Consider the following 24,644-nt stretch of genomic DNA (forward strand, 5'->3'; position numbering starts at 1 on the left):
CGGGACCGCCCTCCGACAGGAGTGGCGGTCCTTGGTTTTTGAAGCACACCGTCGTTCCGGGCTGCGTGCGCAGCACGCGAGACCCGGAATTCATCGGGCCGCATGCTCGGTGGCGAAATGGATTCCGGGCTCGCGCTTCGCGCGCCTTGGAATGACGAGGAAGTTGCGGTCGCGTCTGCTCCCGAACGCAGGAAGTGTAGCCCGGATGAGCGAAGTGACATCCGGGTTTTTGTTTCGGTCCCCGCACGTCGCTGCGCTCATGCGGGCTACTCGCTGACGCGTCGCGCGGAATGACGGGTGGAGAGAACGAGGCGCGGATGAGCGACTTGTCCGCCGCAGCTCGAAGAGCGAAGCGGAAAGCGATATCCGGGTTTTCATTTTCCGAATCCCGTATGTCGCGGAACCTTTCATCGCGCGGCGCGCGTCGGCTTGCGAACATCGAGTTCCATCCGTGGAACCCACGTGTTTGCAAAGCAGCAACACTCGTACATTTGACTGATGCAACGCTTGCTGAATCAACAAAATCGGCGCACAGGATTGCGTACTGCTTGCAGTGTTGATCCGGTCAATGTCGATCCGGGCGCGGGATTCAAGATGGCTGGTGTTGCATTCAAGGGACGGCTGATCGCGCTGTCCATCGCTCTCGTCGCCGCGGGTGGCGCCGCGCTTGCGGTCGGTTACAATTATCTTCGGCCTGCTGCGAAGGTTGAAGTGATGGCGCTGGGCGAGGTGCCGCCGGCCGCAAAGGATCCAGCCCCCGCGTCATCTCAAGCGCCCGCTGCATCGCCCGCCCAACAGGAAATCAACACCGCGCTTGCGACGGCAAAGAACGAGGCAGCTGCGGCGCTGTCCGATCTCGTCGCCTCGCCAACGCCTGCGCCCGCCGCCGGCTCCGGCCCCGCGTTCGACCTCGCCCGCGTCGAGGAGACGGGCGAAGCGGTCATCGCGGGCAGGGCCGCGCCGGGCGCGACCGTGGAGCTGTTGCGCGAAGGCAAGACGCTCGACCAGGTCGTCGCCGACGCGTCCGGTCAGTTCGTCATGGTGTCGCGCCTTCCCGCGGGCAAGTACGACCTGACGCTGCGGTCGAAGGCATCGGACGGCACGGTCGCGCTGTCGACGAAGGGCGTGCCGGTGGCGTTGAACGAAGTCGCCTCGAGCCCCGCGGCGCCATCGCGCGCCGATGCCGCGCCGGCGGGCAAGCAGCTCGCCGCTGCCTCGCCGCCTTCGCAAGCGCGCGCTGCCGCGCCCGCATCGGATGCCGCTCCGGCCTCGCCCAAGCTGGCGGCAGCGGACACCACGGGTGCGATCGACGGCAAGTCCTCGACAAAGATCGTATCGCGCGGCGACAGCCTGTGGCGCATCAGCCGGCTCACCTACGGCGACGGCAACAGATACGCGATCATCTACAAGGCCAACCGCGGCCTGATCCGCGATCCCAACCGCATCTATCCCGGGCAGACATTCGTGCTGCCGACGAAGGAGCGGTGAGGGGCAGGCGCGGCTCGCGAGGACGGTTTGGCGTTCGTCGCGCCGCAGGCCAATGGCTCGCTGCCTTCAACTCGCTGCATGAATTGAGCGGCCGATCGGGACAAGAAGCCGCAAGCGGGTGTAGGCTCATCGCGCGAGGGACGCCCCGCAAGAGTTCGCGATGACCCCGGAACCCGCTTCCCTTTGTCTCGGCTGCTGGCAGAACCTGCATCTGCCGATCCCGTTGCGCGGCCCGTGGTCGGCGCCGTTCCGCGTGTTCGGCATTCGCCCGAGCCGGATGAACCCGAACACGTGCACGATCTGCGAGATGGCCTTCTCGAAGATCATGAAGGCGCGCGCCGTGACCATCGACGCCACCGTGATGTTCGCCGACCTGCGCGGCTATACGGCCCTGACCGAGATGATCGATCACGAGGCGCTGAGCTCGGTGCTCGGCGCGTTCTACGACGACTGCGCGGCGGCGATCTGGCGCTATGACGGCATCCTGAACAAGACCATCGGCGATGCGGTGCTCGCCATCTTCAATTTCCCGGTGCACCAGAGCGACCACGCGCTGCAGGCCGTGATGGCGGCGCGCGAGATCCAGCACAGCTTCACCGGCAGGCAGGCGGAATTGCTCCGCGCCATCGGCCGAAGCGATATCGAACTCGGCATCGGCATCGGTATCGACAGCGGCGAGACCAATTTCGGCGAGTTCGGCCATTCGCACCGCGACCTCACCGCGATCGGCACCGTCGTCAACCGCGCCTCGCGCGTCCAGGGCGCCGCCAAAGCGGGCCAGATCCTGGTGACTCAGGCGGTGCGCGACCGCGCCAGCGACATAATCCCCGGCCTCGGATCCGACTACGCGCTCAAGGGCTTCGCCGAACCGCTGACGCTCTACACCCTGGAAGCGAAGATGCCTGTCGCATCGTGACGCTTCGTCTCCCTCTCCCGCGCTTGCGGGGGAGACGAGCGAAGCTCGCTCTCGGAGGGCCGGGGTGGGGGCTCTCTCCGCGAATGCGGTGACAGTTACCGACACGCCCAACCATCCCCATCGTCATTCCGGGATGGCCCAAAGGGCCAGGCCCGGAATCCATAACCCCAGGCTTGGGTTGCCTTGCATCGCTGTGGCCCGAGTTTTCGCCGCAACACCATCCTGTGGTTATGGATTCCGGGCCTGCGTGCTGCGCACGCATCCCGGAATGACGACGAGGGGAGGCGCTATGCGGTGCTCCTTGGCAGCACCTGCACCACGCCAAACGTCAGCCCCATTGACCCATCCCACATCTGAGCAAGCCCGAAAGAATTAACACAAGCTAATGCAACTCAAGTGCAAGTCGTGCGCAATCAGGATCACCCGGCAAACAAGATCCGGGATCGGAGAGCGCCCACATGCCTGCCGTTGCACCGAAGAAACGCTTCGCAATTCTCTTGGCCCTCGTTCCGGTCTGCAGCGCGGTGCTGGTGTTCACCTACGCTTATCTCCGCGGCCCACCGCCGGTCGAAATGTCGACCCTGCGCCAGGCCCCGGCGGGGGTGCCGGATGCGGGCTCAGCGAGCACGCCATCGCCCGTTCGGTAAAAAATCGGGTGTCGCGCACCGGGGCGTCCGAGGTCTTCGCTCGGAGGCTCGCGCATCCTATTCCCACCCAGCTGCCAGCGCTTCTGCTTGCCGGATGACCAAATCGACAGCAGCTTTCTGGAGATCCGGCGGATATCCGTATCGAGCGAGCAGCTTCCGCACCTCGATCCGCATCTTTGCCCTGACGCTCTCCTTCCGCGTCCAATCGATTGTTGCCGAGTTGCGGATCGTCTTCGATAGCAGCTGAGCCAAAATTCGTAGCTGCTCGTGGGCCATGAGCTCCTTTGCCGAGCCATTCTCAGCCAGTGCATCGTAGAAGGCCAGTTCCTCATTGCTGAGCCCCAATTCGGCGCTTCTGGAATTCGCGGCGGTGATGTCCTTGGCGAGGGCGAGCAACTCCTCAATCACCTGAACACTGTCGACCGCCCGGTTGTGGTACCGACGAAGAGTATCGTCCAGGCGATCGCTCAGTTTAGTGGCTTCCACGATGTTCGATCGCGAACGTGCGTTGATTTCATCTGCTAGAAGCCGTCGCAGCGTTTCGACGGCGAGGTTCTTTTCCTTGACCTGCCCGACCTCGGCCAGGAACTCGTCTGAGAGGATCGAAAGATCCGGTTGGTCGAGCCCTGCTGACTTGAATACGTCAAGGATGCCATCCGCCATCACGGCGCGGGAAAGCAGTTGCCGAATATCACGCTCGATGTTCTCGCGGCCTCTACCCGCTCCGGCTGTGTACTTTACCAGATTGGCTCGTATCGCGGCCATCAGTGCAATCTCGTCTCGCCGCTCAGTGACGCGCTCGTCGCCGGCACTCAGCGCGTAGGCAACCTCCAGCTTGGTAGCAGCTTCGATGAAGTCCTCACGACGCCCATTGGCCAATATGTGTTCAAGACACTGCTTCAGGATCGTCAGCCGAGCAGCGGCCCCAGCCCCCGACGACCTCTTCGAAACGGGTCAGATTGATCTTGTTACGTTCGATAGCTGCTTCGTCACCTTCCGTCAGCTCCTCGGCCAGAGCGTCCAGCTCCGGGTGCGCGGAGCCGCCAATCCGCCGGATGACGGTGACAAAAAGGAATTCGTCGCCGGGGAGAGCACGAAGTAAGCCGTCAAGCCACTGCGCAGGGAAGGCCGGGTTGTCTCGGCTACACCTGTATGCTCGTGTGCGGCTTCTTTGCGCAATTTGCACACGAGACCGCGGGTGCTAGCCGGCACCGGGTCTTCCCTGCGCCCTCTGCCTTGAAGCCTGCCTTGAAGAGGGTGAGGAGATTACCCACAACCCGGACGCATTGCGCCGCGGGACTACGAAAGCGCGTCTGGTGTTGAGAATTGGATCGAACGCAGCGACGACAGTCTGGATTGCTTCGTCGCTTGCGCTCCTCGCAATGAAGGTGCTGGGCATTGCGCCGCGAGAATGCGGACGCATATCTTCTGATCTGTTTGCTGCCTTGAGGGAGGGAACCCCATGGGCTTCTATCAGAGTCATGTCGTGCCTTGCCTCACGCACCTTGCGATGAGCCAGAAGCAGCTCACGCCGTTCCGGCAGCACGTGGCAGGTAGCGCCGAGGGCAGGGTGCTGGAGATCGGCGTCGGCTCCGGCCTCAACTTCCCGTTTTATGGGCGTGGCGTGAGCTCGGTGATCGGGCTCGAGCCGTCACCAAGCCTGCTGCACCGGGCGCGCTCGCGGGCGTCGTCGGCGCCGGTGCCCGTCTCACTGCTCGATGCCTCGGCGGAAGCGATCCCGCTCGATGATCACAGCGTCGACACGGTGGTGACGACCTGGACCTTGTGCACGATTCCGGATAGCGCACACGCGCTGGCCGAGGTTCGTCGCGTGCTCAAGCCCTCGGGCAGGCTGCTGTTCGTCGAGCACGGGCGCGCGCCCGAGCCTTCCGTCGCACGCTGGCAGGATCGCCTCGATCCCTTGTGGTCGCGCCTTGCCGGCGGATGCCATCTCAACCGCAAGATGGATGATCTCGTCACTGGGGCCGGCTTCCGCATCGAGCAGCTGCAACACGCGCGATTGCCCGGACCACGCACCCACACCTTTCTCTATGAAGGCTCCGCGCGGCCGGCGTGAGCGGATGGGACAACGGCGCGACCGGACGCAGCGTTGCCGTTGCGACTGGAATCGGCAATGGTGCGCGAAAGTCTGTTGGAGCTGAGCGTCATGAGCATCGATCCGGTCAATCCGGTCGGCAACCGCGCGGGTGTCGCGAAATCGGGCGGCACGCAGGCCGCCAAGAATGGCGCGACCTCTGCTAGTTTCGACGCGTTGCTTGCCGCGACGCAGGCTTCAACGGTCAATCCGGAGAGGCATGCAACCGGCGCCGCCGGCAGCCCGCCCCCGAGCGGGTCGATCTCGGACATTGCCAGGTCGGGGATCAAGATCGACGAGTATTTTACGCCCAAGCTCGGCGCCGGCCTGCCGCCGCTGTTGTTGCCGACGCGGGCCAACATCGACGCGCTGTCCAGAGATGTCTCGGGAAAGCTGCGCCAGTTCCTCGCCGACAACGGCATTCCGTCGGCGCCGTCGCAGATCACCTATGGCAGCGACGGCAAGATCCAGTTTCCCGGCGACTACGCCTACGCGGACAAGTTCGAGCAGGCGCTGGCGAACAATCCGGTCATGGAAAGCGAGCTGCGCACCGTCAACGCACTGACCAGCCACTTCGTCGCCATGCAGCCGAGCATGGCGTTCTCGCAAGCCTATGGCGCCGCGCAGTCGCAGGCCGAGATTGATGCCGTGATGCAGAAGTACAGCTACCTGTTCAGCGGCAGCACTCAGTCCGCCGATATTGCCCTGACATTTGCGCCCAATGGCACCGTAGAGCCGACTGCCAACGGCAAGCACTATTCGAGCGTGAATTTCAGGGCCTGAGCTGTTCATCAGGATGAGGAACCGACAGCGCCGTCATTGCGAGGAGCGTAGCGAGGAAGCAATCCAGACTGTTACCGCGGAAAGAGTCTGGATTGCTTCGCGGAGCCCGTCATCGGGCCGCGCTTCGCGCGGACCCGTTGGCTCGCAATAACGACGTTGAACCCGAGTGCCGCAAACCTAGAACAATCTCCCCCCGTTCGGCACCGGCCGGCTCGGCTGCACCAGCACCACCTTGCCATCGGCATCCGGGAAGCCCAGCGTCAGCACCTCGGAGATGAAAGGCCCGATCTGGCGCGGCGGAAAGTTGACCACGGCCGCGACCTGCTGGCCGACGAGGCTGTCAAGCGGATGATTCTCCGTGATCTGCGCCGAGCTCTTGCGCACGCCGATCGCGGGACCGAAATCGATCCATAGCCTGAACGCCGGCTTGCGCGCTTGCGGAAACGGCTGCGCGTCGACGATGGTGCCGACCCTGACGTCCACGGCAAGGAAGGTGTCGAAGTCGATGGTGGGCGCGGGTGCCGCCGCCGGGTCGTGGCTCATGTGCATCGGTTGGCCTCGCTATCGTGTTTTGACGCATTGTGATGCGCCCGCGCGCTGCCTACAAGTTGGAGGGAGTCCCCTCAGCCGTTATTGCGAGCGGAAGCGAAGCAATCCAGATATGCATGCGCGGAAGCAGTCTGGATTTGCTTCGTCGCTTGCGCTCCTCGCAATGACGGTGTTGACGTTTCCCCCGAAGGAGCCCTCCTTGACCATCACCATCTACGGCATCAAGAACTGCGACACCATGAAGAAGGCCCGCGCCTGGCTCGAGGCCCACGGCGTCGCCCATGATTTTCACGACTACAGGACGGCCGGCATACCCGCGGAAATGCTGAAGCGGTGGAGCGATGAGCTCGGCTGGGAGAGCCTTCTCAACCGCGCCGGCACGACGTTCAGGAAGCTGCCCGAGGCCGACAAGGAAGGCCTCGACGAGAACAAGGCGCTGGCCTTGATGCTGGCGCAGCCTTCGATGATCAGGCGGCCGGTACTCGATCTGGGCGGCAGGCTATTGGTCGGCTTCAAGCCGGACGTCTACGCCAGGGAGGTCGGCGCCAGGAAGAAAGGCTAGACCGAGACAGGATCTGGACGGATCGGGTACCGCGCGCCTGCTTCAAGACCGTCATTGCGAGGAGCGAAGCGACCGAAGCAATCCAGACTATTGCCGCGGAAGGAGTCTGGATTGCTTCGCGGAGCCTGTCATCGGGCCGCGCTTCGCGCGGACCCGTTGGCTCGCAAAGACGAGTACCTGCTCCAACTCGCCGCGGCGGCTCAGTCGAATTCGATGGTGTCGGCGGGGGCGATGCGGCCGGGGAGGCGGTGGAAGAGCTCGCGGTCGATCACCGCGCGCAGTCTTGGTCTCGGCGGCTCGTCATTGCCGCGCATCAGGTTGTTGATCTCGAAGCCGCCGTCGACGCTGATGGTTTTTATCGAGGCGACGATATGGCTGATGCGGCCGTCGGTCGAGAACGGCAGCAGCAGCCGCTCGTAGGCGACGATGCGGCCGTAGACGTCATCGACATCGGCGATGGTGTAGATCGGCAGTGCGCGGGCCACGCATTCGTAATAGACCGGCATCACGTGAGGGGCGAGGCGGGCGCCGACATATTCGTCGAGATAGCGGCCCTTGCCGGTCTGGCCGTAGGCGTTCGACAGGCGCGTGCCTTCGCTCTGGATGATCAGGCGCGGCGGCGCGGGTTCGGTGTCCACGGTGTAATAGACGAGATCGGGAAGCTCATCCTCCAGCCGCGCGGGCTGGTACTCCCAGATTCCCGGCATCTGCTGCTGCCGGACATAGAGTCGCAGCCAAGTGTTCAGGAGATCACGTTGCCGGATCGATTTGACGACCGATGGAGGGGCGCTTTCGAATTTCACGTCTGGCATTCCGCATCAAGGCAGACCGGGCGGATTATCGGTTGGGCGGGAAAATATTCTATGAAAGCGGCCTCTGACCCCCAAACAGCGTTAACGCCGGCTTCCCGGTCCCGGGGCCTCGAAGGGGGGGAGGGAGGCCGGAGGCCGCCGACCAAGGAGGGCTGTCCGGCTCACCTATGTTATTCCGCCTGCCCAGCTTTCTGCCTTGCCTAACCCCTGCCGCCTCCGGCATATTCCCGGCCCGGAGCCGGCGTGCCAGGAGGGGTGCGATGTCTCCGGGATACCGACAGCAAGAAGTTAGCCACGCGTGACGGCGCGTCGCGCGGGCGGGGGGAAATTTGTTTGGCCGATGAGTTCATTCTCGAAACCCAAGGTCTGACCAAGGAGTTCGCGGGTTTTTTCGCCGTTCGCGATGTCTCACTGAAGGTCCGCCGAGGGCACATCCATGCGTTGATCGGTCCGAACGGGGCCGGGAAGACGACGTGCTTCAACCTGCTGACCAAGTTCTTGAAGCCGTCCGCCGGGACCATCCTGTACAAGGGGCAGGACATTACCTCGATGGCGCCCGCCGACGTGGCGCGGCTCGGCCTCGTGCGCTCGTTCCAGATCTCGGCGGTCTTCCCTCATATGACCGCCCTGGAAAACGTCCGGGTCGCGCTGCAGCGCCAGCACGGTTCTTCGTTCGACTTCTGGCGCTCGAAAACGGTGCTCAACCGCTTCAACCCGAAGGCGATGGAGCTATTGAACGATGTCGGCCTCAGCGAATTCGCCAACACGCCCGCGGTCGAGATGCCCTATGGCCGCAAGCGAGCCCTCGAGATCGCGACCACGCTTGCGCTCGATCCGGAAATGATGCTGCTGGACGAGCCGATGGCGGGCATGGGCCACGAGGACATCGAGAAGATCGCCACGCTCATCAAGCGCATCTCCGCCAAGTACACCATCCTCATGGTCGAACATAACCTGAGTGTCGTCGCCAACCTGTCCGACGTCATCACTGTGCTGACGCGCGGACAGGTGCTGGCGCAGGGCGATTACTCCGAACTTTCAAAGGACGAGCGGGTGAAGGAAGCCTATCTGGGAGCCGGTCATGCCTGATGTCGCGACGGCCGACGCGCCCAACAAGTCGAACACCGGCGGAACCATCCTGTCGGTCCGCAATCTCGAAGCCTGGTACGGCGAATCCCACATCCTGCACGGCATCAATTTCGATGTGAACGCCGGCGAGGTCGTGACCCTGCTCGGGCGAAACGGCGCCGGCAAGACCACGACGCTGAAGTCGATCATGGGGATCATCGGCAAGCGCTCGGGCTCGGTTCGATTCAACGATCAGGAAATCATCCGTGCGACCTCCGACAGGATCGCGCGCATGGGAATCGCATTCTGCCCCGAAGAACGCGGCATCTTCGCCAGCCTCGATGTGCGGGAGAACCTGCTGCTTCCCCCGGTCGTGCGCGCCGGCGGCCTGTCGCTCGAGCAGATTTTCGACCTGTTCCCGAACCTGAAGGAACGCCTTTCGAGCCAGGGCACCAAGCTCTCCGGCGGCGAGCAACAGATGCTTGCGATCGCACGCATCCTGCGCACCGGCGCGAGCTTTTTGATGCTCGACGAGCCAACCGAGGGACTTGCGCCGGTCATCATTCAACAGATCGGGCATACGATCGCGCGGCTCAAGAACGAGGGTTTCACCATCCTCCTCGTGGAGCAGAACTTCCGCTTCGCCTCCACGGTCGCCGACCGCTACTACGTCGTCGAGCACGGCAAGATCATCGACGGGTTTGCGAATTCCGAACTGCAGGCGAACATGGACAAGCTCCACACTTATCTGGGCGTCTAGGACCGCGAACGAGAATTGAAATCAAGAAGAAATACTGGGAGGAAAGCTGCATGACAAAGTCGATCACTGCATTTCTGCTCGGCACGGCACTGGCGCTTGCCGCAACAACCGGCGCCAGTGCGCAGGACAAGACCGTCAAGATCGGCGTGCTGACCGACAATTCCGGCCTCTATGCGGACCTTGGAGGCCCGGGCTCGACGCTGGCCGCGCAGATGGCCATCGAGGATTCCGGGCTTGCAGCCAAGGGCTGGAAGGTCGACCTGGTCTCGGCGGACCATCAGAACAAGCCTGACGTGGGCACCACGATTGCCCGACAGTGGATCGACGTCGAGAAGGTCGACATCTTCATGGACGTGCTGAACTCCGGCGTTGCGCTGGCGGTCAACAACCTCGTCAAAGAGAAGAATGTCATCCTGATCGACACCGGCGCTGCGACCTCGGATCTCACCAACGCGCAGTGCACGCCGAACACGGTTCACTGGGTGTACGACACCTACATGCTCGCAAACTCCACGGGGCAGGCGCTGGTGAAGGCCGGCGGCGACACGTGGTACTTCCTGACCGCCGACTACGCCTTCGGCCATGCGCTCGAGCGCGACACCGCCGCGGTTGTGGTGAAATCAGGCGGCAAGGTGATCGGCACCGTCAGGCATCCGCTGAACACGGCCGACTTTTCCTCGTTCCTGCTGCAGGCGCAGGCGTCGAAAGCCAAGATCGTCGGCATGGCTAACGCCGGCGGCGATACCACCAACACGATCAAGCAGGCGGCGGAATTCGGCATCGTTTCCGGCGGCCAGAAGCTCGCGGGGCTTCTTCTGTTCGTCACCGACGTTCACTCGCTCGGTCTGAAGGTGGCGCAGGGCTTGAATTTCACCGAAACCTTCTATTGGGATCTGAACGACGGTACCCGGGCCTTCTCCAAGCGTTTCTCCGAGCGCATGAAGAACAAGGCGATGCCCTCGATGGTGCAGGCCGGCGTCTATTCGGGCCTGCTCCACTATTTCAAGGCGCTTGAAGCGCTCGGCGGCAATCCGCATGACGGCGCCAGGGTGGTTGCCAAGATGAAGGAGATGCCGACGGATGATCCGTTGTTCGGCAAGGGCTCAATCCGCGCCGACGGCCGCAAGCTGCATCCGGCCTACCTGTTCGAGGTCAAAAAGCCCGAAGAGTCCAAGGGACCCTGGGACTATTACAAGCTGATCGGAACGACCCCGGCGGACCAGGCTTTCCGTCCGCTTGCCGAGAGCGCTTGCCCCTTGGTGAAGAAGTAAGGATAACCATATTGGCCGCCGGCCCGGCGCCGGCGGCGCTTGATTCACGAGACTGAGTACGAGATCGATCGATGCAGGCTCTCTACGCACAGCTTCTGGTGGGACTGATCAACGGCTCGTTCTACGCGCTGCTCAGTCTCGGGCTCGCCGTCATCTTCGGCATGCTCAACATCATCAACTTCGCCCATGGCGCGCTCTACATGATGGGCGCGTTCTGCGCCTACTTCCTGCTTACCTACGGCGGCATCGGCTACTGGTGGGCGCTGATCATCGCGCCCATCGCGGTCGGCATCTTCGGCATCATTCTCGAACGCACCATGCTGCAGTGGCTGAGCGGGCTCGACCACGTCTACGGCCTGCTCCTGACCTTCGGCATCGCCCTTATCGTGCAGGGCATCTTCCAGAACTATTTCGGCTCTTCGGGCCTGCCTTACTCCATCCCCGATGAACTGAGGGGCGGCGTCAATCTCGGCTTCATGTTCCTGCCGATCTATCGCGGCTGGGTGGTGATCTTCTCGCTCGTGGTCTGCCTGGCGACCTGGTACCTGATCGAACGCACCCGGCTCGGTGCCAACCTGCGCGCCGCCACCGAGAACCCGACGCTCGTGCGCGCTTTCGGCATCAACGTGCCGCGCATGATCACGCTGACCTACGGCCTCGGCGTCGGGCTTGCCGCGCTGGCCGGGGTGCTTTCGGCGCCGATCAACCAGGTGCGGCCTCTGATGGGCGCCGATCTCATCATCGTGGTTTTCGCGGTCGTCGTGATCGGCGGCATGGGTTCCATCATGGGCTCGATCATCACCGGTTTCACACTGGGTGTGGTCGAAGGCCTGACAAAGTACTTTTATCCCGAGGCTTCCAACACGGTGGTATTCGTGTTGATGGTGCTGGTGCTCCTGGTGAAGCCGACGGGCCTGACGGGACGGACTGCCTGACATGACCGTAGTAACTGACGATACCTTGCCGATGACGCCGCGCGCGATGCGCGACGAGATGATCGTGTTCGGGGTCATGGCCGTGTTGCTGGCTCTCGTGCCCTTGAGCGGCATCTATCCCTTCTTCGTGATGCAGGCCCTGTGCTTTGCGCTGCTCGCCTGTGCCTTCAACCTTCTGGTCGGATATGGCGGCTTGCTGTCATTCGGCCATGCGATGTTCCTCGGGACCGCCGGCTACGTTAGTGCGCATGCGCTGAAGGTGTGGGGATTGCCGCCGGAACTCGGCATCCTGGTCGGCACCGCGGCGGCGGCCGCGCTCGGCGTCGTCACCGGCTACGTTTCCATCCGCCGCCAGGGCATCTACTTCTCGATGATCACGCTGGCGCTGTCGCAGCTTCTCTACTTCATCTACCTGCAGGTGCCCTTCACCCATGGCGAGGACGGCATTCAGGGCATTCCGCAAGGACACATGTTTGGCTTCCTGGATCTCTCCAAGTCGACGGTACTCTATTACGTCGTGCTCGGAGGCTTCCTCGGAGGCTTCCTACTGATCTACCGCTCGATCAACTCGCCGTTCGGCGAGGTGTTGAAGTCGATCCGGGAAAACGAGCAACGCGCGATCTCCCTGGGTTACAAGACCGAACAGTACAAGCTCCTGGCCTACATCCTGTCTGGCACGCTGGCGGGCTTTGCGGGGTCGCTGAAGGTATTTGTGGCGCAGAACGCCTCGCTCACCGACGTTCACTGGAGCATGTCGGGTGAAATCGTGCTGATGACGTTGGTTGGAGGCCTCGGCACCGTGTTCGGGCCGGTGGTGGGCGCCTTCGTGATCATCGCGATGCAGCAATATCTGGCGGGGTTCGGGCAGTGGGTCACGGTCATTCAGGGCGTGATCTTCGTTACCTGCGTGCTGACCTTCCGTCGCGGTATCGTCGGCGAGATCGCCCACTACTTCCGCCGGTCCTTGTAAGCGGCCGATTCGGCACCATTTTTTGCCTCGTTAAAGCGGTGGATGACGGCTGCCAATCGGGCGTCCACAACGCATCACGGCCGAAAATGGTCTATGACGGTTTCATGACAGGCCGCCAGACCGGCCCATTTCAGCACGACGGTTAAGCCCATGATGCGGTTGTTTCGCGCTTTTCTCCCCAAGGAGGAGCGCTTTTTCGAACTGTTTGCGCGCCACGCCCAGACCGTGGCCCACGGCGCAATGGCGTTGCAGGACATGCTGAAAGGGGGCGATGAGACGCCAGTCTATTGCCAGCGCGTCAGCCAGTTCGAGAATGATGCCGACAATATCACCCGTGAGGTGCTGACCGCCGTGCGGCGCACCTTCATCACGCCGTTCGACCGCGGCGACATCAAGAACCTGATCACCTCGATGGACGATGCCATCGACCAGATGCAGCAGACCGCGAAAGCCGTGATGCTGTTCGAGGTCCGCGCCTTCGAGCCGCCGATGCGGGAAATGGGCGGGCTACTGGTCGAATGCGCCAGCCTGGTCGGGCGGGCGCTGCCGCTTCTGCAGTCGATCGGTCCGAACGTGGCCATGCTGACCGCGATCACGGAAGAGTTGACCAAGCTCGAAGGGCGCGTCGACGACCTCCACGACATCGGGCTCAAAGAGCTCTTCCTCAAGCACCGCCACGCCAACGCCATGGATTTCATCGTCGGCGCGGAGATCTACGATCACCTTGAGAAGGTCGCCGATCGCTTCGATGACGTTGCGAACGAGATCAACAGCATCGTCATCGAGCAAGTCTAGGGCAGGGGCCGCGCCGTGGACGCCTCGTTGGGTCTTCCCATCCTGATCGGACTGATCGCAGTCGCGCTGTTGTTCGACTTCCTCAACGGCCTGCACGACGCGGCCAATTCGATTGCGACCATCGTCTCGACCCGCGTGCTGCGGCCGCAATACGCGGTGTTCTGGGCGGCATTTTTCAATTTCATCGCCTTCCTGGTATTCGGGCTCCACGTCGCCCAGACCATCGGAACGGGCATCATCGAACCTTCGATCGTCGATGCCCACGTCATCTTCGCGGCACTCGTCGGCGCCATCGTCTGGAACCTGGTGACCTGGGGTCTTGGCATCCCGTCCTCGAGTTCGCACGCGCTGATCGGGGGGCTGGTCGGGGCGGGCATGGCAAAAGCCGGTATTTCCGCCGCGGTCTGGAGCGGACTTTCGAAGACCATCGCGGCGATCGTGCTGTCGCCGTTGGTGGGCTTCCTGCTGGCGATGGTGCTGGTTGCCGTCGTGTCCTGGGCGTCGGTGCGCTCGACACCGTTCGCGGTCGACCGCGCCTTCCGCATCATGCAATTTGCCTCGGCCTCGCTCTATTCGCTCGGCCATGGCGGCAACGATGCCCAAAAGACCATGGGCATCATCGCCGTGCTGCTTTATTCGCAAGGATATCTCGGCAGCCAATTTTCCGTTCCGTTCTGGGTGGTCATGGCCTGCCAGGCGGCGATGGCATTGGGCACGCTGATGGGAGGATGGCGCATCGTCCGCACCATGGGCCTGCGCATCACGAAGCTGACGCCCATGCAGGGATTCTGCGCCGAGACCGGGGGCGCCGCGACCCTGTTCATGGCGACATTCCTTGGAGTTCCCGTCTCCACCACGCACACCATTACAGGTGCGATCGTCGGCGTCGGGGCGGCGCGGCGGGTCTCGGCGGTGCGCTGGAACGTGGCGAGCTCGATCGTTTATGCCTGGGTAATCACCATACCGGCCTCCGGCCTGGTTGCCGCGATCGCCTTTTGGGCTGTTCAGATCCTGCGCTGATCAGCCCACGAGCTTGAGCCCGAGAATGCCGGCCATGATCAGTCCGATGCTGGAGAGGCGAAGCGCTGTCGCGGGCTCATCGAACAGGGCAATGCCGAGCAGCGCCGTTCCGACCGCACCGATGCCGGTCCATACGGCATAGGCGGTTCCGATCGGCAGCGACTTTACCGCCAGTCCGAGCAGGATGACGCTGCAGGCCATGCTGGCAAGCGTTAGCACGGATGGAACGAGCCGCGTGAAACCTTCGGTGTATTTGAGGCCTACCGCCCAGCCGACCTCCAGCAGACCGGCGACGAACAATACAATCCAGGCCATACGACCCTCCGTATCAGGCAGGGTCGTCCCCGCGGATCATGTGCTGATGGGCAAGGTGTCCTTCTGCGGCCGATATGGGACTGGTCGCGGCGTTCCGCAATCACCAAATGACCCTTGATCAGCCCTGTTTTCCCTGCCAAACGCTCAACCCTCATGTCCGACCTCGCCCTCGACGCCGAATCGCCTGTCCGCTCGCCGCTTGCCGCAGAAGTGGAGCGCCGCCGGACTTTTGCGATCATTTCCCACCCCGATGCCGGCAAGACCACGCTGACCGAAATGCTGCTCTTGTTCGGCGGCGCCATCAATCTGGCGGGGCAGGTCAAGGCCAAGGGCGAGCGCAGAAACACCCGATCCGACTGGATGAAGATCGAGCGCGAGCGCGGCATTTCGGTCGTGACCTCGGTGATGACGTTCGAGTTCGAGGGGCTCGTATTCAATCTTCTGGACACGCCAGGCCACGAGGACTTTTCCGAGGATACCTATCGCACGCTGACGGCAGTCGATTCCGCGGTAATGGTGATCGACGCCGCCAAGGGCATCGAGGCGCGCACCCGGAAACTGTTCGAGGTCTGTCGCCTGCGCGATATTCCGATCATCACCTTCATCAACAAGATGGACCGCGAGAGCCGCGACACCTTCGATCTGCTCGACGAGATCGAGAAGACGCTCGCACTCGACACCACGCCGATGACCTGGCCGGTTGGTCGCGGGCGCGACTTCCTCGGCACCTATGACGTGGTGAATGGCGGCGTTCGCCTGCTCGAGGGCGGCGGCGCCAAGACCGGCGCGGCGCTGCAGATCGAGATCGCCGATCTCGCCAGGTACAATCCGAACCTCGACGTTGCCGCGGTGAAGGACGAGCTTGAGCTCGTCACCGAGGCCTGCAAGCCGTTCGAATTGGAAGCGTTTCGCGAGGGCCATTTGACGCCGGTCTATTTCGGCAGCGCGTTGCGCAATTTCGGCGTCGGCGACCTTTTGGAGGGGCTCGGCAGGTTCGCGCCGCCGCCAAGGGCGCAGGACAGCGATCTGCGCAAGGTGGAAGCCGCCGAGCCGCGCATGAGCGCATTCGTGTTCAAGATCCAGGCGAACATGGATCCCAATCATCGCGACCGCATCGCCTTCGCGCGGCTTTGTTCGGGCAGGCTCAGCCGTGGCATGAAGGCGAAGCTCGTGCGCACCGGCAAGAGCATGCCGCTGTCGAGCCCGCAGTTCTTCTTCGCGCAGGACCGCTCGGTGGCTGACGAAGCCTACGCCGGCGACGTTGTCGGCATCCCGAACCACGGCACCTTGCGCATCGGCGACACGCTGACCGAGGGCGAGGATCTGAACTTCGTCGGCGTGCCGAGCTTTGCCCCGGAGATCGTCCGCCGCGTGCGGCTGACGGACGCCATGAAGGCCAAGAAGCTGAAAGAGGCGCTGCAGCAGATGTCGGAAGAGGGGGTTGTGCAGGTGTTCCGCCCACGCGACGGTGCTCCGGCATTGGTCGGCGTGGTTGGCCCGCTGCAGCTCGACGTATTGAAGGCACGCCTGCAGGCCGAATACGCCCTTCCGGTCGAATTCGAGACGAGCGAATTCCAGCTCGCGCGCTGGATATCCTCCGACGACCGCAAGAAGCTCGAGGCCTTCGTTGCCGCGAACACCTCCTCCATCGCCGACGACGTCGACGGCGATCCGGTGTACCTCGCCAGGAACGAGTTCTATCTCGGCTATACGAAGGAGCGCGCCGGGGGTATCGATTTCGCCAGCGTCAAGGATGTGAAGCGGAAGGCATAGCGGTGCTCCCCGCGCGATCATGTGAACGCGGTGGGGCTTGACGCCTTTCCTCCGCCTACCAAGTCCTGTCTGGTAGGCTACGGTGGACTAACCTCGTGCTGCGCCCTGTTATTGTCCTGCTCTTGATGGTTCTGACGGCCGGCAGTGCCGATGCGCGGCGTCGGCACAACAACCCGATTCCGTTTTCCCATGAGCCCTGCAGCGTGTTCGACCGCCGGCCCTGCACCCCGACCTTCTGCAGCGTGTTCGATCGCGGCCCGTGCATTCCGGAGATCTATTACCCGTATGGGGAGAATCTCCAACTCACCATCGAGACGGTGCCGCCGCAGGGGAACGCCGCGAAGTATCAGAGGCCCGAACACCACCTGGATACGATCGGCGATCTGTTTGCCGAGTTGCGCTCCTGCTGGTCACCACCACGGGCCGATGCGGCGCGGCAAGGCATGCAGATGTCGGTGCGTTTCAGTTTCAACCGATCGGGTGGCCTGATCGGTCCGCCGCGCGTGACCTATGCCACGCCGGGTGTCCCGGCCGATACCCGCACGGCGTACCTCAACGCGATCAATGCTTCCCTGGATGCGTGCCTGCCGCTGAAATTTACCGGCGGCCTCGGCGGCGCACTGGCCGGTCGGCCGATCGCGATCCGCTACGTCGACAACCGGGATTTGGGCAAGTAACCGTCCAGGCCGTTTGCGACCTTGCAGGGACGGAAAGCCAGTCCCCAATGTCGCATTGCGGTACAAGCGTCTAAAATGATACTCGACGCGGTGAGCGGCTAACAGGGGAGGATGTCGTGGGACTAGCGGTGATGATCCTGGGGCTCGTGCTCCTTCTCGGCGCGCACGTCTTCACCACGCGGCGCAAGGCGAGGGCGCAGCTCATCGCCACAATCGGAGACGGCACCTACAAGATCCTTTATTCGCTGGTGTCACTGGCGGGCCTTGCGCTGATCGTCTGGGGCTATGCGAGCTACCGCTCCGCCGGAATAATCGACGTTTGGGAGCATCTGGTCCCGGCGAACGTGATGCGGGTGCTCAAGCACATCGCGCTCGCGCTCATGCTGCCGGCCGTGATCCTGGTGGTGGCGTCATATATCCGCGGCCGCATGTTCACGACGTTGAAGCATCCGATGCTGGCCGGCATCAAGGTGTGGGCCGCCGGACACCTGCTTGCGAACGGCGATCTCGGTTCCATCATCTTGTTCGGCTCGTTCCTGGCGTGGGCGGTGTACGATCGCATCTCGCTGAAATACCGTGCCGACAGCGGGGCGCCACCGATTCCGGTGGGAGGGGTCACCAATGACCTGATCGCCGTGGTGATCGGTTTCGTGGCCTATCTCGCGCTGCTCTTTGCCTTCCACCCCGTCGTGATCGGGGTTCCGGTGGTCGGATCCTGACATGTCTGTCCCGTCAATGATCAAACGCAAGACCGCGCCGGACATTCGCGCCCGCAAGAACGGCGAGCCGATCGTGATGCTGACATCCTATCACGCGCACACCGCAGCGCTGGTTGACCGCCATTGCGATGTTATCCTGGTCGGGGATTCCCTGGGCAACGTGATGCATGGTTTCGAGACCACCGTGCCGGTTACGCTTGACATGATGATCGTGCAGGGCCGGGCGGTGATGCGCGGCTCCGAGCATGCACTGGTCGTGGTGGACATGCCGTTCGGCTCATATGAGGCGTCAAAGGAGCAGGCGTTCCATTCCGCGGCGCGAATATTGAAGGAAACCCATTGTGGCGCGGTGAAGCTGGAAGGCGGCGCCCGCATGGCGGAAACGATCGCATTCCTTACCGACCGCGGCATTCCCGTGATGGGTCACGTCGGGCTGACGCCGCAATCAGTGAACACTCTGGGCTCATTCCGCGCGCAGGGGCGCGAGGAGGGGAGCTGGCAGCCGATCGAGAACGATGCCCGAGCCGTGGCGGAGGCCGGCGCCTTCTCCATCGTGATCGAGGCGATAGCCGAGCCGCTCGCACGCAAGATCACGCAGGAGATTCCGGTCCCGACCATCGGCATCGGCGCGAGCGCCGCCTGCGACGGTCAGGTGCTGGTGCTTGAGGACATGCTGGGACTGTCGCCGCGCACGCCGAAATTCGTGCGTCGTTATGGCAATCTCGGGCCGGCGATCGAAGCGGCAATTGAGGGCTATGCGCGCGATGTGCGTTCGCGTGCGTTCCCAGGACCGGAACACGTCTACGGCATGAAGACGAAAGGCTGAGAGCATAGATGAACTGGTCGCATTCCCAGATTCCGCCGATGCGGCTGGAGGCGCGCTTCGGCGATCGCGTGGTGCCGGTATTTTGTGATCGGCCGGCAAGTGTCTGGGCGATGGTTGCGGAAGCGGCCGCGAGAAATCCGGACGGCGAGGCATTGATCTGCGGTGATGTCAGGCTGAGCTGGCGCGAGACTGTCGCGCGCTCGGCACAGATCGCGGCGGGCTTCCGCAAGCTCGGTCTTGCCAGCGGCGACCGCGTCGGCCTGCTGCTCGGCAACCGCATCGAGTTCGTCCTGACCGTCTTCGCCGCGGCGCACGAGGGCCTCGTGACGGTGCTGCTCAGCACGCGCCAGCAGAAGCCGGAGATCGCGTATGTGCTCAATGATTGCGGTGCGAAGATCCTGATCCACGAAGCGGCGCTTGCCGACCGGCTGCCCGAGCCGGGCGATGTTCCGGACGTGACGCATCGGATCGCGATCGACAACGATCCCAGGCTTTCGCGTTTCTCGGAGCTTGCGGACAACGCACCGGCGCCAGCCCCGGTCGATGTCGGCGAAGAGGATACCGCCATGATCCTCTACACCTCGGGGACCACCGGCAAGCCGAAGGGCGCGATGCTTGCCAACTGCAACATCATCCATTCCTCGATCGTGTTCGTGTCCTGCATGGAGCTGACCGCGGCCGACCGGTCGATCGCGGCCGTGCCGCTCGGCCATGTTACCGGGGTGATCGCCAACATCACGACCATGGCCCGCTGTGCGGGCACGCTGATCATCATGGCCGAGTTCAAGGCCGCGGAGTATCTCAAGCTCGCCGCCCGCGAGCGCGTCACCTACACGGTGATGGTGCCGGCGATGTATAATCTCTGCTTGCTGCAGCCGGACTTTGACAGTTACGACCTGTCGAGCTGGCGCATCGGCGGCTATGGCGGCGCTCCCATGCCGATCGCCACCATTGAGAAGCTTGATGCCAAGATTCCGGGCCTTAAGCTGATGAATGCCTATGGCTCGACCGAGACCACCTCGCCGTCGACCATCATGCCGGGGGAGCTCACCGCCAGTCACATCGACAGCGTCGGCTTGCCCTGTCCGGGCGCCCGGATTGTGGTCATGGATGCGCAGGGGCGCGAACTGCCGCGCGGCGAGGTCGGTGAGCTCTGGATCCAGAGCGCTTCGGTGATCAAGGGTTATTGGAATAACCCGAAGGCTACCGCGGAAAGCTTCACGGCCGGGTTCTGGCATTCCGGGGATCTCGGCTCGATCGATGAAGAGAACTTTGTCCGGGTATTCGACCGGCAGAAGGACATGATCAACCGTGGCGGCCTAAAGATCTATTCCGCCGAGGTCGAATCCGTCCTGGCCGGCCATCCCGCGGTCGTGGAGAGCGCGATCGTCGCCAAGCCATGCCCGGTGCTGGGCGAGCGCGTGCATGCCGTGGTCGTCACCCGCGCGCAGGTTGACGCCGAGGTGCTACGCGCCTGGTGTGCCGAGCGACTGTCCGACTACAAGGTACCGGAGACGATGGTTGTGACGCCCGAGCCGTTGCCCCGTAATGCCAACGGTAAGGTGCTCAAGCGCCAGCTGCGCGAGACCCTCTCGGCCTAAACTGTGGGAGGAGGCGGGAACTGGAAGGTTAACGCTTTGATCTCACTTGCTTTGCCTTGCCACCGCCATATCGATAGGGTATCGCCGCCGCGACGCGGGGATGGGTAATATGGCGCAGCGATCGACCGCGCGCCCCCAGGCGGCCATGGGATTAGCCTAAGTGTCTGAATTATTTGACGAAGTCGACGAGGAAGTACGTCGCGAACAGCTCAAGAAGCTGTGGGACAAGTATTCCATCTTTTTCATCGGCCTGGCGCTTCTGGTCATCGCCGGTGTCGGCGGCTGGCGTGGCTATCAGTACCTGGAAGCCAAGAAGGCGGCTGAGGCCGGCGCTGCCTTCGAAAAGGCAGTCGAACTGTCAGAGCAGAAGAAGCCCGCCGAGGCGGAAGCCGCGTTTGCTCAGCTGGCTGCCAACGCGCCATACGGCTATCGCACGCTGGCGCGGCTGCGCGCGGCCGGCGAGGCCGCTAGCCGCGACCCGAAGGCCGGTGTGAAGCTGTACGACGAAATTGCCGCCGATCGCAGCGTCGGCGGTCAATTCCAGGAGGTGGCGCGTATCCGCGCGGCCGGATTGTTGCTCGACACCTCGAGCTATGGCGACATGCTGCAGCGGCTGGAGCCGGCAACGGCGGCCGGCGCAATGTTCCGGCACGGCGCGCGTGAAATGCTCGCTCTGTCCGCCTGGCGCAACGGCGACACGGCGGCCAGTCGCAAATGGCTGGATGTCATTGCCGAGGACAGCGAGACACCGGCCAGCCTGCGCGCCCGCGCCGAAGCCCTGCAGGCATTGTTGCCGCCGGTCGCGAAGAGCTGACGGCGGTTTAGGGATATCGAACATGCGCCGCTCGCAACGTGTCATCGCAGCCGCCGTCCTGATCGCACTCTCCGGCGTGCTCGGGGGCTGCGCCGGCGGCGGTTTCGATCCGAGCGACCTTTTGGATTTCCTCGACACCAAGAAGAAGCTGCCGGGCGAGCGCAAGCCGGTATTCCCGGAAGGCGTGCCCGGCCTGGAGCAGGGTGTGCCGAGGGACATGTACAGAGGCGCCCAACAGCAGCAGGATCAGCAGAACGCAGGCGGGGCCGCTGCCGCTGCTCCGCCACCGGAGCCTTCGACGTCAAAATCCGCCAAATCCAGGCACAGCAGGGCGGCCACGACCGCAAGTCCGGCGCCCGCCCAACCGGCTGAGGCCGAAGCCATTCCTGAGGAGGACGCGACGCCCGCGGCACCGCCACCGGAAAAGCCGAAGAAGATCGTGCGCAGGCGCACCACCGCCCCGCCGCCCGACCAGCCGGCCGCACAGTCGGCACAGTCGCAACAATCGCCACAGCCATTCCCGGCGCCGCTGCCCAGCGGCGGCTTCTCGCGCTGATACTTCCTTTCATTGACACGCGCAGGTTCGCCAGCGCACGAATGACCCATGTCCTTCACGATCGCCATCATCGGCCGGCCCAATGTCGGCAAGTCGACGTTGTTCAACCGCCTGGTGGGACAGAAGCTCGCGTTGGTCGATGACGAGCCCGGCGTGACGCGCGACCGCCGGGAAGGCGAAGCCCGACTCGGCGATCTCGAATTCACCGTGATTGACACGGCGGGCCTCGACGAGGGCGCGAGGGGTTCGCTCACTGCGCGGATGCAGGAGCAGACCGAAACCGCGATCGGCCAGGCCGATGCCCTGATGTTCGTGATCGATGCGCGTGCCGGGCTGACGCCCAACGACCGGGCCTTTGCCGACTTCGCCCGTCGCGCGAACAAGCCGGTGCTGCTGGTGGCGAACAAGAGCGAGGGCAAGCACGGCGACGCCGGGGCGATGGAGGCCTACGCGCTCGGTTTGGGTGAGCCCATCCAGATTTCCGCCGAACATGGCGAGGGCATGGGCGAGCTCTATGATGCGCTGCGTGCCGTGCTGCCGGAGCCACCCGAAGAGGAAGTGGAGACGGCAGGAGCAGAGGACGAATACGAAGAGGATGTTTCGAAACGGCCGATCCGCGTCGCCATTGTCGGACGGCCCAATGCCGGCAAGTCAACGCTGATCAACTATCTGCTCGGTGAAGAGCGGCTGCTGACAAGTCCGGAGGCCGGCACGACGCGGGACTCGATCGCGGTCGAGATCGAATGGAAGGAGCGAGGTTTTCGCGTGTTCGATACCGCTGGTTTGAGGCGGCGTTCGCGCATCGAGGAGAAGCTGGAAAAGCTCTCGGTGGCGGATGCGCTGCGCGCCGTGCGCTTTGCCGAAGTCGTGGTGCTGATGATGGACGCGCAGCACCGGTTCGAGGAGCAGGATCTGCGCATCGCCGACCTGATCGAGCGCGAGGGAAGGGCGATCGTCCTCGCTGTCAACAAATGGGATCTGATGGCGGGCAAGCCGGGGGCGATTTCCGCGTTACGCAACGACGCCGACCACTGGCTGCCGCAGGTCAAGGGTGCTCCGATCGTCGCTGTCTCCGGCCTGATGGGGGAGGGCATCGATCGCCTGATGAGCGCGATCGAGCAGGCCTATGCGGTATGGAACAAGCGCGTGCCGACGTCTGCGCTGAACCGCTGGTTCGAGCAGGCGATATCGGCCAACCCGCCGCCCGCGGTCTCCGGCCGCCGGCTGAAGCTGAATTACATCACGCAGACCAAGGCAAGACCGCCGAGCTTCGTGCTGTTCTGCTCGCGCGCCGACGCGGTGCCGCAATCCTACCTGCGCTACCTCGTCAACAGCCTCCGTGACGCTTTCGACCTGCCGGGCACGCCTATCCGGATTACGCTGCGCGAGAAGGCCAATCCGTTTGCCCACAAGCGGAAGCGGCTTTCGTGACCGAGCAGGCGTCCGAGGTCGCCGTCGTCGAAGTGCCGCCGGTGCGTACCGGCGCAGTCGCCTTCATCTTCGTCACCGTCGTTCTGGACATGCTGGCCCTCGGCCTGATCATGCCGATCCTGCCGAAGCTCGTGCAGAGCTTTGCCGACGATGACGCGGGGCGCGCCGCGCGCATCTTCGGCCTGTTCGGCACCGCCTGGGCGCTGATGCAGTTCGTGTCGTCGCCGGTGCTCGGCGGGCTCTCGGATCATTTCGGCCGGCGGCCGGTGATCCTGTTGTCGAATTTCGGGTTAGCGGCCGACTACGTGCTGATGGCGCTCGCGCCGAACTTGATCTGGCTGTTTGTCGGCCGTGTCATTTCCGGCATCACCGCGGCCAGCATTTCGACCGCGTTCGCCTATATCGCGGACTTGACGCCGCCCGATCGCCGCGCCTCGATCTTCGGCAAGATCGGTGCAGCGTTCGGCATCGGCTTTGTCCTCGGACCTGCGCTCGGCGGCGTGCTGGGCGACGTCGATCCACGGCTGCCGTTCTGGGCGGCGGCGGGCCTCAGCTTCGCCAATGCGCTCTATGGCTTCTTGATCCTGCCGGAATCGCTGGCGCCGGAGCGGCGGACGCCGTTCCGCTGGAGGACGGCTAATCCGCTCGGAGCGCTGCGCCTGCTGGGCTCCCATCGAGTGCTTGCCGGGCTCTCGGCCGCCAACTTGCTGGGCCAGATCGCCCATGTGGTGCTGCCCTCGATGTTCGTGCTCTACACGACCTATCGCTACGGATGGGACGCCAAGACCGTAGGGTTGACGCTTGCCATCGTCGGAATCTGCGCCGGCGTCATACAGGGGTTTGGCGTTTCGCTGATGGTGCGGCATCTGGGCGAACGCGGCGCGTTATTGCTCGGCCTCTTCTGCGGCGCGATCGGATTCATCGTCTTCGGCGCGGCGCCGACCGGAATCCTGTTCTGGCTCGGCATTCCCGCCATGGCGCTGTGGGGCGCCGCAGGGGCCGCGACGCAGTCGCTGATGACGCGCATCGTCGGGCCGGATGAGCAGGGACGGCTACAGGGCGCGAACTCGAGCGTGCAGAGCGTGGCGCAGTTGATCGGGCCGTTCACGTTCACCCTGACCTTCTCGTATTTCATCGGCGCCAGCGCGCCTTTGCATCTGCCCGGCGCGCCATTCCTGCTAGCTTCGGTGCTGCTGGTCGCCGCGTTCGCGATTGCCGCCCGCTCGACGGTCGGCGTCGAGAACAAGACATCAATTTGACG

The 24,644-nt window shown here is 63.6% G+C and carries 25 protein-coding genes and 1 pseudogene; 22 read left to right on the forward strand and 4 right to left on the reverse strand.

Translation table 11 applies throughout. The features are described from left to right. The first annotated feature begins 594 nt into the window (after positions 1–594). The 3 genes from HY852_RS13270 (at position 595) to HY852_RS13280 (ending at position 3,051) form a co-directional block, all read left to right on the forward strand. Positions 595–1,488: a LysM peptidoglycan-binding domain-containing protein gene (locus tag HY852_RS13270; protein WP_291605166.1), complete on the forward strand. Its 894-nt coding sequence runs from the start codon at positions 595–597 to the stop codon at positions 1,486–1,488. Between the two features lie 160 nt (positions 1,489–1,648). Beyond that, positions 1,649–2,404, forward strand: coding sequence for an adenylate/guanylate cyclase domain-containing protein (locus HY852_RS13275; RefSeq protein ID WP_291605167.1), 756 nt, complete (start codon positions 1,649–1,651; stop codon positions 2,402–2,404). 458 nt (positions 2,405–2,862) lie between these two features. Beyond that, positions 2,863–3,051, forward strand: coding sequence for a hypothetical protein (locus tag HY852_RS13280; RefSeq protein ID WP_291605168.1), 189 nt, complete (start codon positions 2,863–2,865; stop codon positions 3,049–3,051). Positions 3,052–3,108: 57 nt separating this feature from the next. Here the strand turns inward: HY852_RS13280 and HY852_RS13285 are convergent. Next, positions 3,109–3,969, reverse strand: a pseudogene (locus HY852_RS13285) (DUF3387 domain-containing protein); the annotation flags it as partial. Positions 3,970–4,513: 544 nt separating this feature from the next. On the opposite strand from HY852_RS13285, the gene HY852_RS13290 reads away from it, so the two are divergent. Both HY852_RS13290 and HY852_RS13295 read left to right on the forward strand, forming a co-directional pair. Beyond that, on the forward strand, positions 4,514–5,128 hold the full coding sequence (locus tag HY852_RS13290; RefSeq protein WP_291605169.1) for a class I SAM-dependent methyltransferase: 615 nt from the start codon (positions 4,514–4,516) through the stop codon (positions 5,126–5,128). Positions 5,129–5,185: 57 nt separating this feature from the next. Then, the gene (locus HY852_RS13295) at positions 5,186–5,929 is read left to right on the forward strand and encodes a hypothetical protein (RefSeq protein ID WP_291605170.1); all 744 of its coding nucleotides are present in this window, start codon (positions 5,186–5,188) and stop codon (positions 5,927–5,929) included. A 177-nt stretch (positions 5,930–6,106) separates the two neighbouring features. Here the strand turns inward: HY852_RS13295 and HY852_RS13300 are convergent, their stop codons facing one another. Next, the gene (locus HY852_RS13300) at positions 6,107–6,478 is read right to left on the reverse strand and encodes a tRNA-binding protein (protein ID WP_291605171.1); all 372 of its coding nucleotides are present in this window, start codon (positions 6,476–6,478) and stop codon (positions 6,107–6,109) included. Positions 6,479–6,677: 199 nt separating this feature from the next. Here HY852_RS13300 and HY852_RS13305 point away from each other — a divergent pair, with 199 nt between their 5' ends. Then, positions 6,678–7,040 carry an ArsC family reductase gene (locus HY852_RS13305; RefSeq protein ID WP_291605172.1) on the forward strand — a complete coding sequence of 121 codons (363 nt, stop codon included), beginning with the start codon at positions 6,678–6,680 and terminating at the stop codon, positions 7,038–7,040. 200 nt (positions 7,041–7,240) lie between these two features. On the opposite strand, the gene HY852_RS13310 is transcribed toward HY852_RS13305, so the two are convergent. Beyond that, positions 7,241–7,852 (reverse strand): hypothetical protein, encoded by a 612-nt coding sequence (locus tag HY852_RS13310; RefSeq protein WP_291605173.1) that lies wholly within the window; start codon positions 7,850–7,852, stop codon positions 7,241–7,243. Between the two features lie 333 nt (positions 7,853–8,185). Here HY852_RS13310 and HY852_RS13315 point away from each other — a divergent pair, with 333 nt between their 5' ends. The 7 genes from HY852_RS13315 to HY852_RS13345 all read left to right on the forward strand — a co-directional run bounded on the left by HY852_RS13315 (position 8,186) and on the right by HY852_RS13345 (position 14,671). Beyond that, on the forward strand, positions 8,186–8,941 hold the full coding sequence (locus HY852_RS13315) for an ABC transporter ATP-binding protein (RefSeq protein ID WP_291605174.1): 756 nt from the start codon (positions 8,186–8,188) through the stop codon (positions 8,939–8,941). Next, entirely contained in the window at positions 8,934–9,680 is a 747-nt protein-coding gene (locus HY852_RS13320; RefSeq protein ID WP_291605175.1) for an ABC transporter ATP-binding protein, read from the forward strand. Before HY852_RS13315 ends, HY852_RS13320 begins: the two co-directional genes overlap by 8 nt. A gap of 50 nt (positions 9,681–9,730) precedes the next feature. Then, positions 9,731–10,951, forward strand: a complete 1,221-nt coding sequence (locus HY852_RS13325; protein WP_291605176.1) for an ABC transporter substrate-binding protein — start codon at positions 9,731–9,733, stop codon at positions 10,949–10,951. A gap of 71 nt (positions 10,952–11,022) precedes the next feature. Further along, entirely contained in the window at positions 11,023–11,886 is an 864-nt protein-coding gene (locus tag HY852_RS13330) for a branched-chain amino acid ABC transporter permease (protein ID WP_291605177.1), read from the forward strand. Position 11,887: 1 nt separating this feature from the next. After that, complete coding sequence (locus HY852_RS13335; RefSeq protein WP_291605178.1) at positions 11,888–12,856, forward strand: branched-chain amino acid ABC transporter permease; 969 nt, start codon at positions 11,888–11,890, stop codon at positions 12,854–12,856. 150 nt (positions 12,857–13,006) lie between these two features. Beyond that, positions 13,007–13,651: a DUF47 domain-containing protein gene (locus HY852_RS13340; protein WP_291605179.1), complete on the forward strand. Its 645-nt coding sequence runs from the start codon at positions 13,007–13,009 to the stop codon at positions 13,649–13,651. 15 nt (positions 13,652–13,666) lie between these two features. After that, entirely contained in the window at positions 13,667–14,671 is a 1,005-nt protein-coding gene (locus HY852_RS13345) for an inorganic phosphate transporter (RefSeq protein ID WP_291605180.1), read from the forward strand. On the opposite strand, the gene sugE is transcribed toward HY852_RS13345, so the two are convergent. Further along, positions 14,672–14,986, reverse strand: coding sequence for a quaternary ammonium compound efflux SMR transporter SugE (gene sugE / locus HY852_RS13350; RefSeq protein ID WP_291605181.1), 315 nt, complete (start codon positions 14,984–14,986; stop codon positions 14,672–14,674). A 153-nt stretch (positions 14,987–15,139) separates the two neighbouring features. On the opposite strand from sugE, the gene HY852_RS13355 reads away from it, so the two are divergent. From HY852_RS13355 to HY852_RS13395, 9 genes are all read left to right on the forward strand, one after another. Further along, a complete protein-coding gene (locus HY852_RS13355; RefSeq protein ID WP_291605182.1) occupies positions 15,140–16,759 on the forward strand; it encodes a peptide chain release factor 3 in 1,620 nt (539 codons plus the stop codon). Positions 16,760–16,854: 95 nt separating this feature from the next. After that, positions 16,855–17,436 (forward strand): hypothetical protein, encoded by a 582-nt coding sequence (locus HY852_RS13360; protein ID WP_291605183.1) that lies wholly within the window; start codon positions 16,855–16,857, stop codon positions 17,434–17,436. A gap of 116 nt (positions 17,437–17,552) precedes the next feature. Then, a complete protein-coding gene (locus tag HY852_RS13365) occupies positions 17,553–18,155 on the forward strand; it encodes an NnrU family protein (RefSeq protein WP_291605184.1) in 603 nt (200 codons plus the stop codon). Position 18,156: 1 nt separating this feature from the next. Continuing rightward, on the forward strand, positions 18,157–18,981 hold the full coding sequence (gene panB / locus HY852_RS13370) for a 3-methyl-2-oxobutanoate hydroxymethyltransferase (RefSeq protein ID WP_291605185.1): 825 nt from the start codon (positions 18,157–18,159) through the stop codon (positions 18,979–18,981). Between the two features lie 8 nt (positions 18,982–18,989). Further along, the gene (locus HY852_RS13375) at positions 18,990–20,582 is read left to right on the forward strand and encodes a class I adenylate-forming enzyme family protein (protein WP_291605186.1); all 1,593 of its coding nucleotides are present in this window, start codon (positions 18,990–18,992) and stop codon (positions 20,580–20,582) included. A 160-nt stretch (positions 20,583–20,742) separates the two neighbouring features. Then, positions 20,743–21,396 carry a tetratricopeptide repeat protein gene (locus HY852_RS13380; protein ID WP_291605187.1) on the forward strand — a complete coding sequence of 218 codons (654 nt, stop codon included), beginning with the start codon at positions 20,743–20,745 and terminating at the stop codon, positions 21,394–21,396. Positions 21,397–21,418: 22 nt separating this feature from the next. Further along, the gene (locus tag HY852_RS13385; protein WP_291605188.1) at positions 21,419–21,952 is read left to right on the forward strand and encodes a hypothetical protein; all 534 of its coding nucleotides are present in this window, start codon (positions 21,419–21,421) and stop codon (positions 21,950–21,952) included. Between the two features lie 48 nt (positions 21,953–22,000). Beyond that, the gene (gene der, locus HY852_RS13390; protein ID WP_291605189.1) at positions 22,001–23,383 is read left to right on the forward strand and encodes a ribosome biogenesis GTPase Der; all 1,383 of its coding nucleotides are present in this window, start codon (positions 22,001–22,003) and stop codon (positions 23,381–23,383) included. Further along, positions 23,380–24,642: a TCR/Tet family MFS transporter gene (locus HY852_RS13395; protein WP_291605190.1), complete on the forward strand. Its 1,263-nt coding sequence runs from the start codon at positions 23,380–23,382 to the stop codon at positions 24,640–24,642. Before der ends, HY852_RS13395 begins: the two co-directional genes overlap by 4 nt. Positions 24,643–24,644 lie beyond the last annotated feature (2 nt).

This window comes from Bradyrhizobium sp., from assembly GCF_016213215.1.
GTDB lineage: Bacteria > Pseudomonadota > Alphaproteobacteria > Rhizobiales > Xanthobacteraceae > Bradyrhizobium.

What these genes read in the sequence shown, in the direction of transcription:
- HY852_RS13270 (WP_291605166.1), top strand. Translation starts at nt 595, where the DNA reads ATGGCTGGTGTTGCATTCAAGGGACGGCTGATCGCGCTGTCCATCGCT.
- HY852_RS13275 (WP_291605167.1), top strand. Translation starts at nt 1,649, where the DNA reads ATGACCCCGGAACCCGCTTCCCTTTGTCTCGGCTGCTGGCAGAACCTG.
- HY852_RS13280 (WP_291605168.1), top strand. Translation starts at nt 2,863, where the DNA reads ATGCCTGCCGTTGCACCGAAGAAACGCTTCGCAATTCTCTTGGCCCTC.
- HY852_RS13290 (WP_291605169.1), top strand. Translation starts at nt 4,514, where the DNA reads ATGGGCTTCTATCAGAGTCATGTCGTGCCTTGCCTCACGCACCTTGCG.
- HY852_RS13295 (WP_291605170.1), top strand. Translation starts at nt 5,186, where the DNA reads ATGGTGCGCGAAAGTCTGTTGGAGCTGAGCGTCATGAGCATCGATCCG.
- HY852_RS13300 (WP_291605171.1), bottom strand. Translation starts at nt 6,478, where the DNA reads ATGCACATGAGCCACGACCCGGCGGCGGCACCCGCGCCCACCATCGAC.
- HY852_RS13310 (WP_291605173.1), bottom strand. Translation starts at nt 7,852, where the DNA reads ATGCCAGACGTGAAATTCGAAAGCGCCCCTCCATCGGTCGTCAAATCG.
- HY852_RS13320 (WP_291605175.1), top strand. Translation starts at nt 8,934, where the DNA reads ATGCCTGATGTCGCGACGGCCGACGCGCCCAACAAGTCGAACACCGGC.
- HY852_RS13325 (WP_291605176.1), top strand. Translation starts at nt 9,731, where the DNA reads ATGACAAAGTCGATCACTGCATTTCTGCTCGGCACGGCACTGGCGCTT.
- HY852_RS13330 (WP_291605177.1), top strand. Translation starts at nt 11,023, where the DNA reads ATGCAGGCTCTCTACGCACAGCTTCTGGTGGGACTGATCAACGGCTCG.
- HY852_RS13335 (WP_291605178.1), top strand. Translation starts at nt 11,888, where the DNA reads ATGACCGTAGTAACTGACGATACCTTGCCGATGACGCCGCGCGCGATG.
- HY852_RS13340 (WP_291605179.1), top strand. Translation starts at nt 13,007, where the DNA reads ATGATGCGGTTGTTTCGCGCTTTTCTCCCCAAGGAGGAGCGCTTTTTC.
- sugE (WP_291605181.1), bottom strand. Translation starts at nt 14,986, where the DNA reads ATGGCCTGGATTGTATTGTTCGTCGCCGGTCTGCTGGAGGTCGGCTGG.
- HY852_RS13355 (WP_291605182.1), top strand. Translation starts at nt 15,140, where the DNA reads ATGTCCGACCTCGCCCTCGACGCCGAATCGCCTGTCCGCTCGCCGCTT.
- panB (WP_291605185.1), top strand. Translation starts at nt 18,157, where the DNA reads ATGTCTGTCCCGTCAATGATCAAACGCAAGACCGCGCCGGACATTCGC.
- HY852_RS13375 (WP_291605186.1), top strand. Translation starts at nt 18,990, where the DNA reads ATGAACTGGTCGCATTCCCAGATTCCGCCGATGCGGCTGGAGGCGCGC.
- HY852_RS13385 (WP_291605188.1), top strand. Translation starts at nt 21,419, where the DNA reads ATGCGCCGCTCGCAACGTGTCATCGCAGCCGCCGTCCTGATCGCACTC.
- der (WP_291605189.1), top strand. Translation starts at nt 22,001, where the DNA reads ATGTCCTTCACGATCGCCATCATCGGCCGGCCCAATGTCGGCAAGTCG.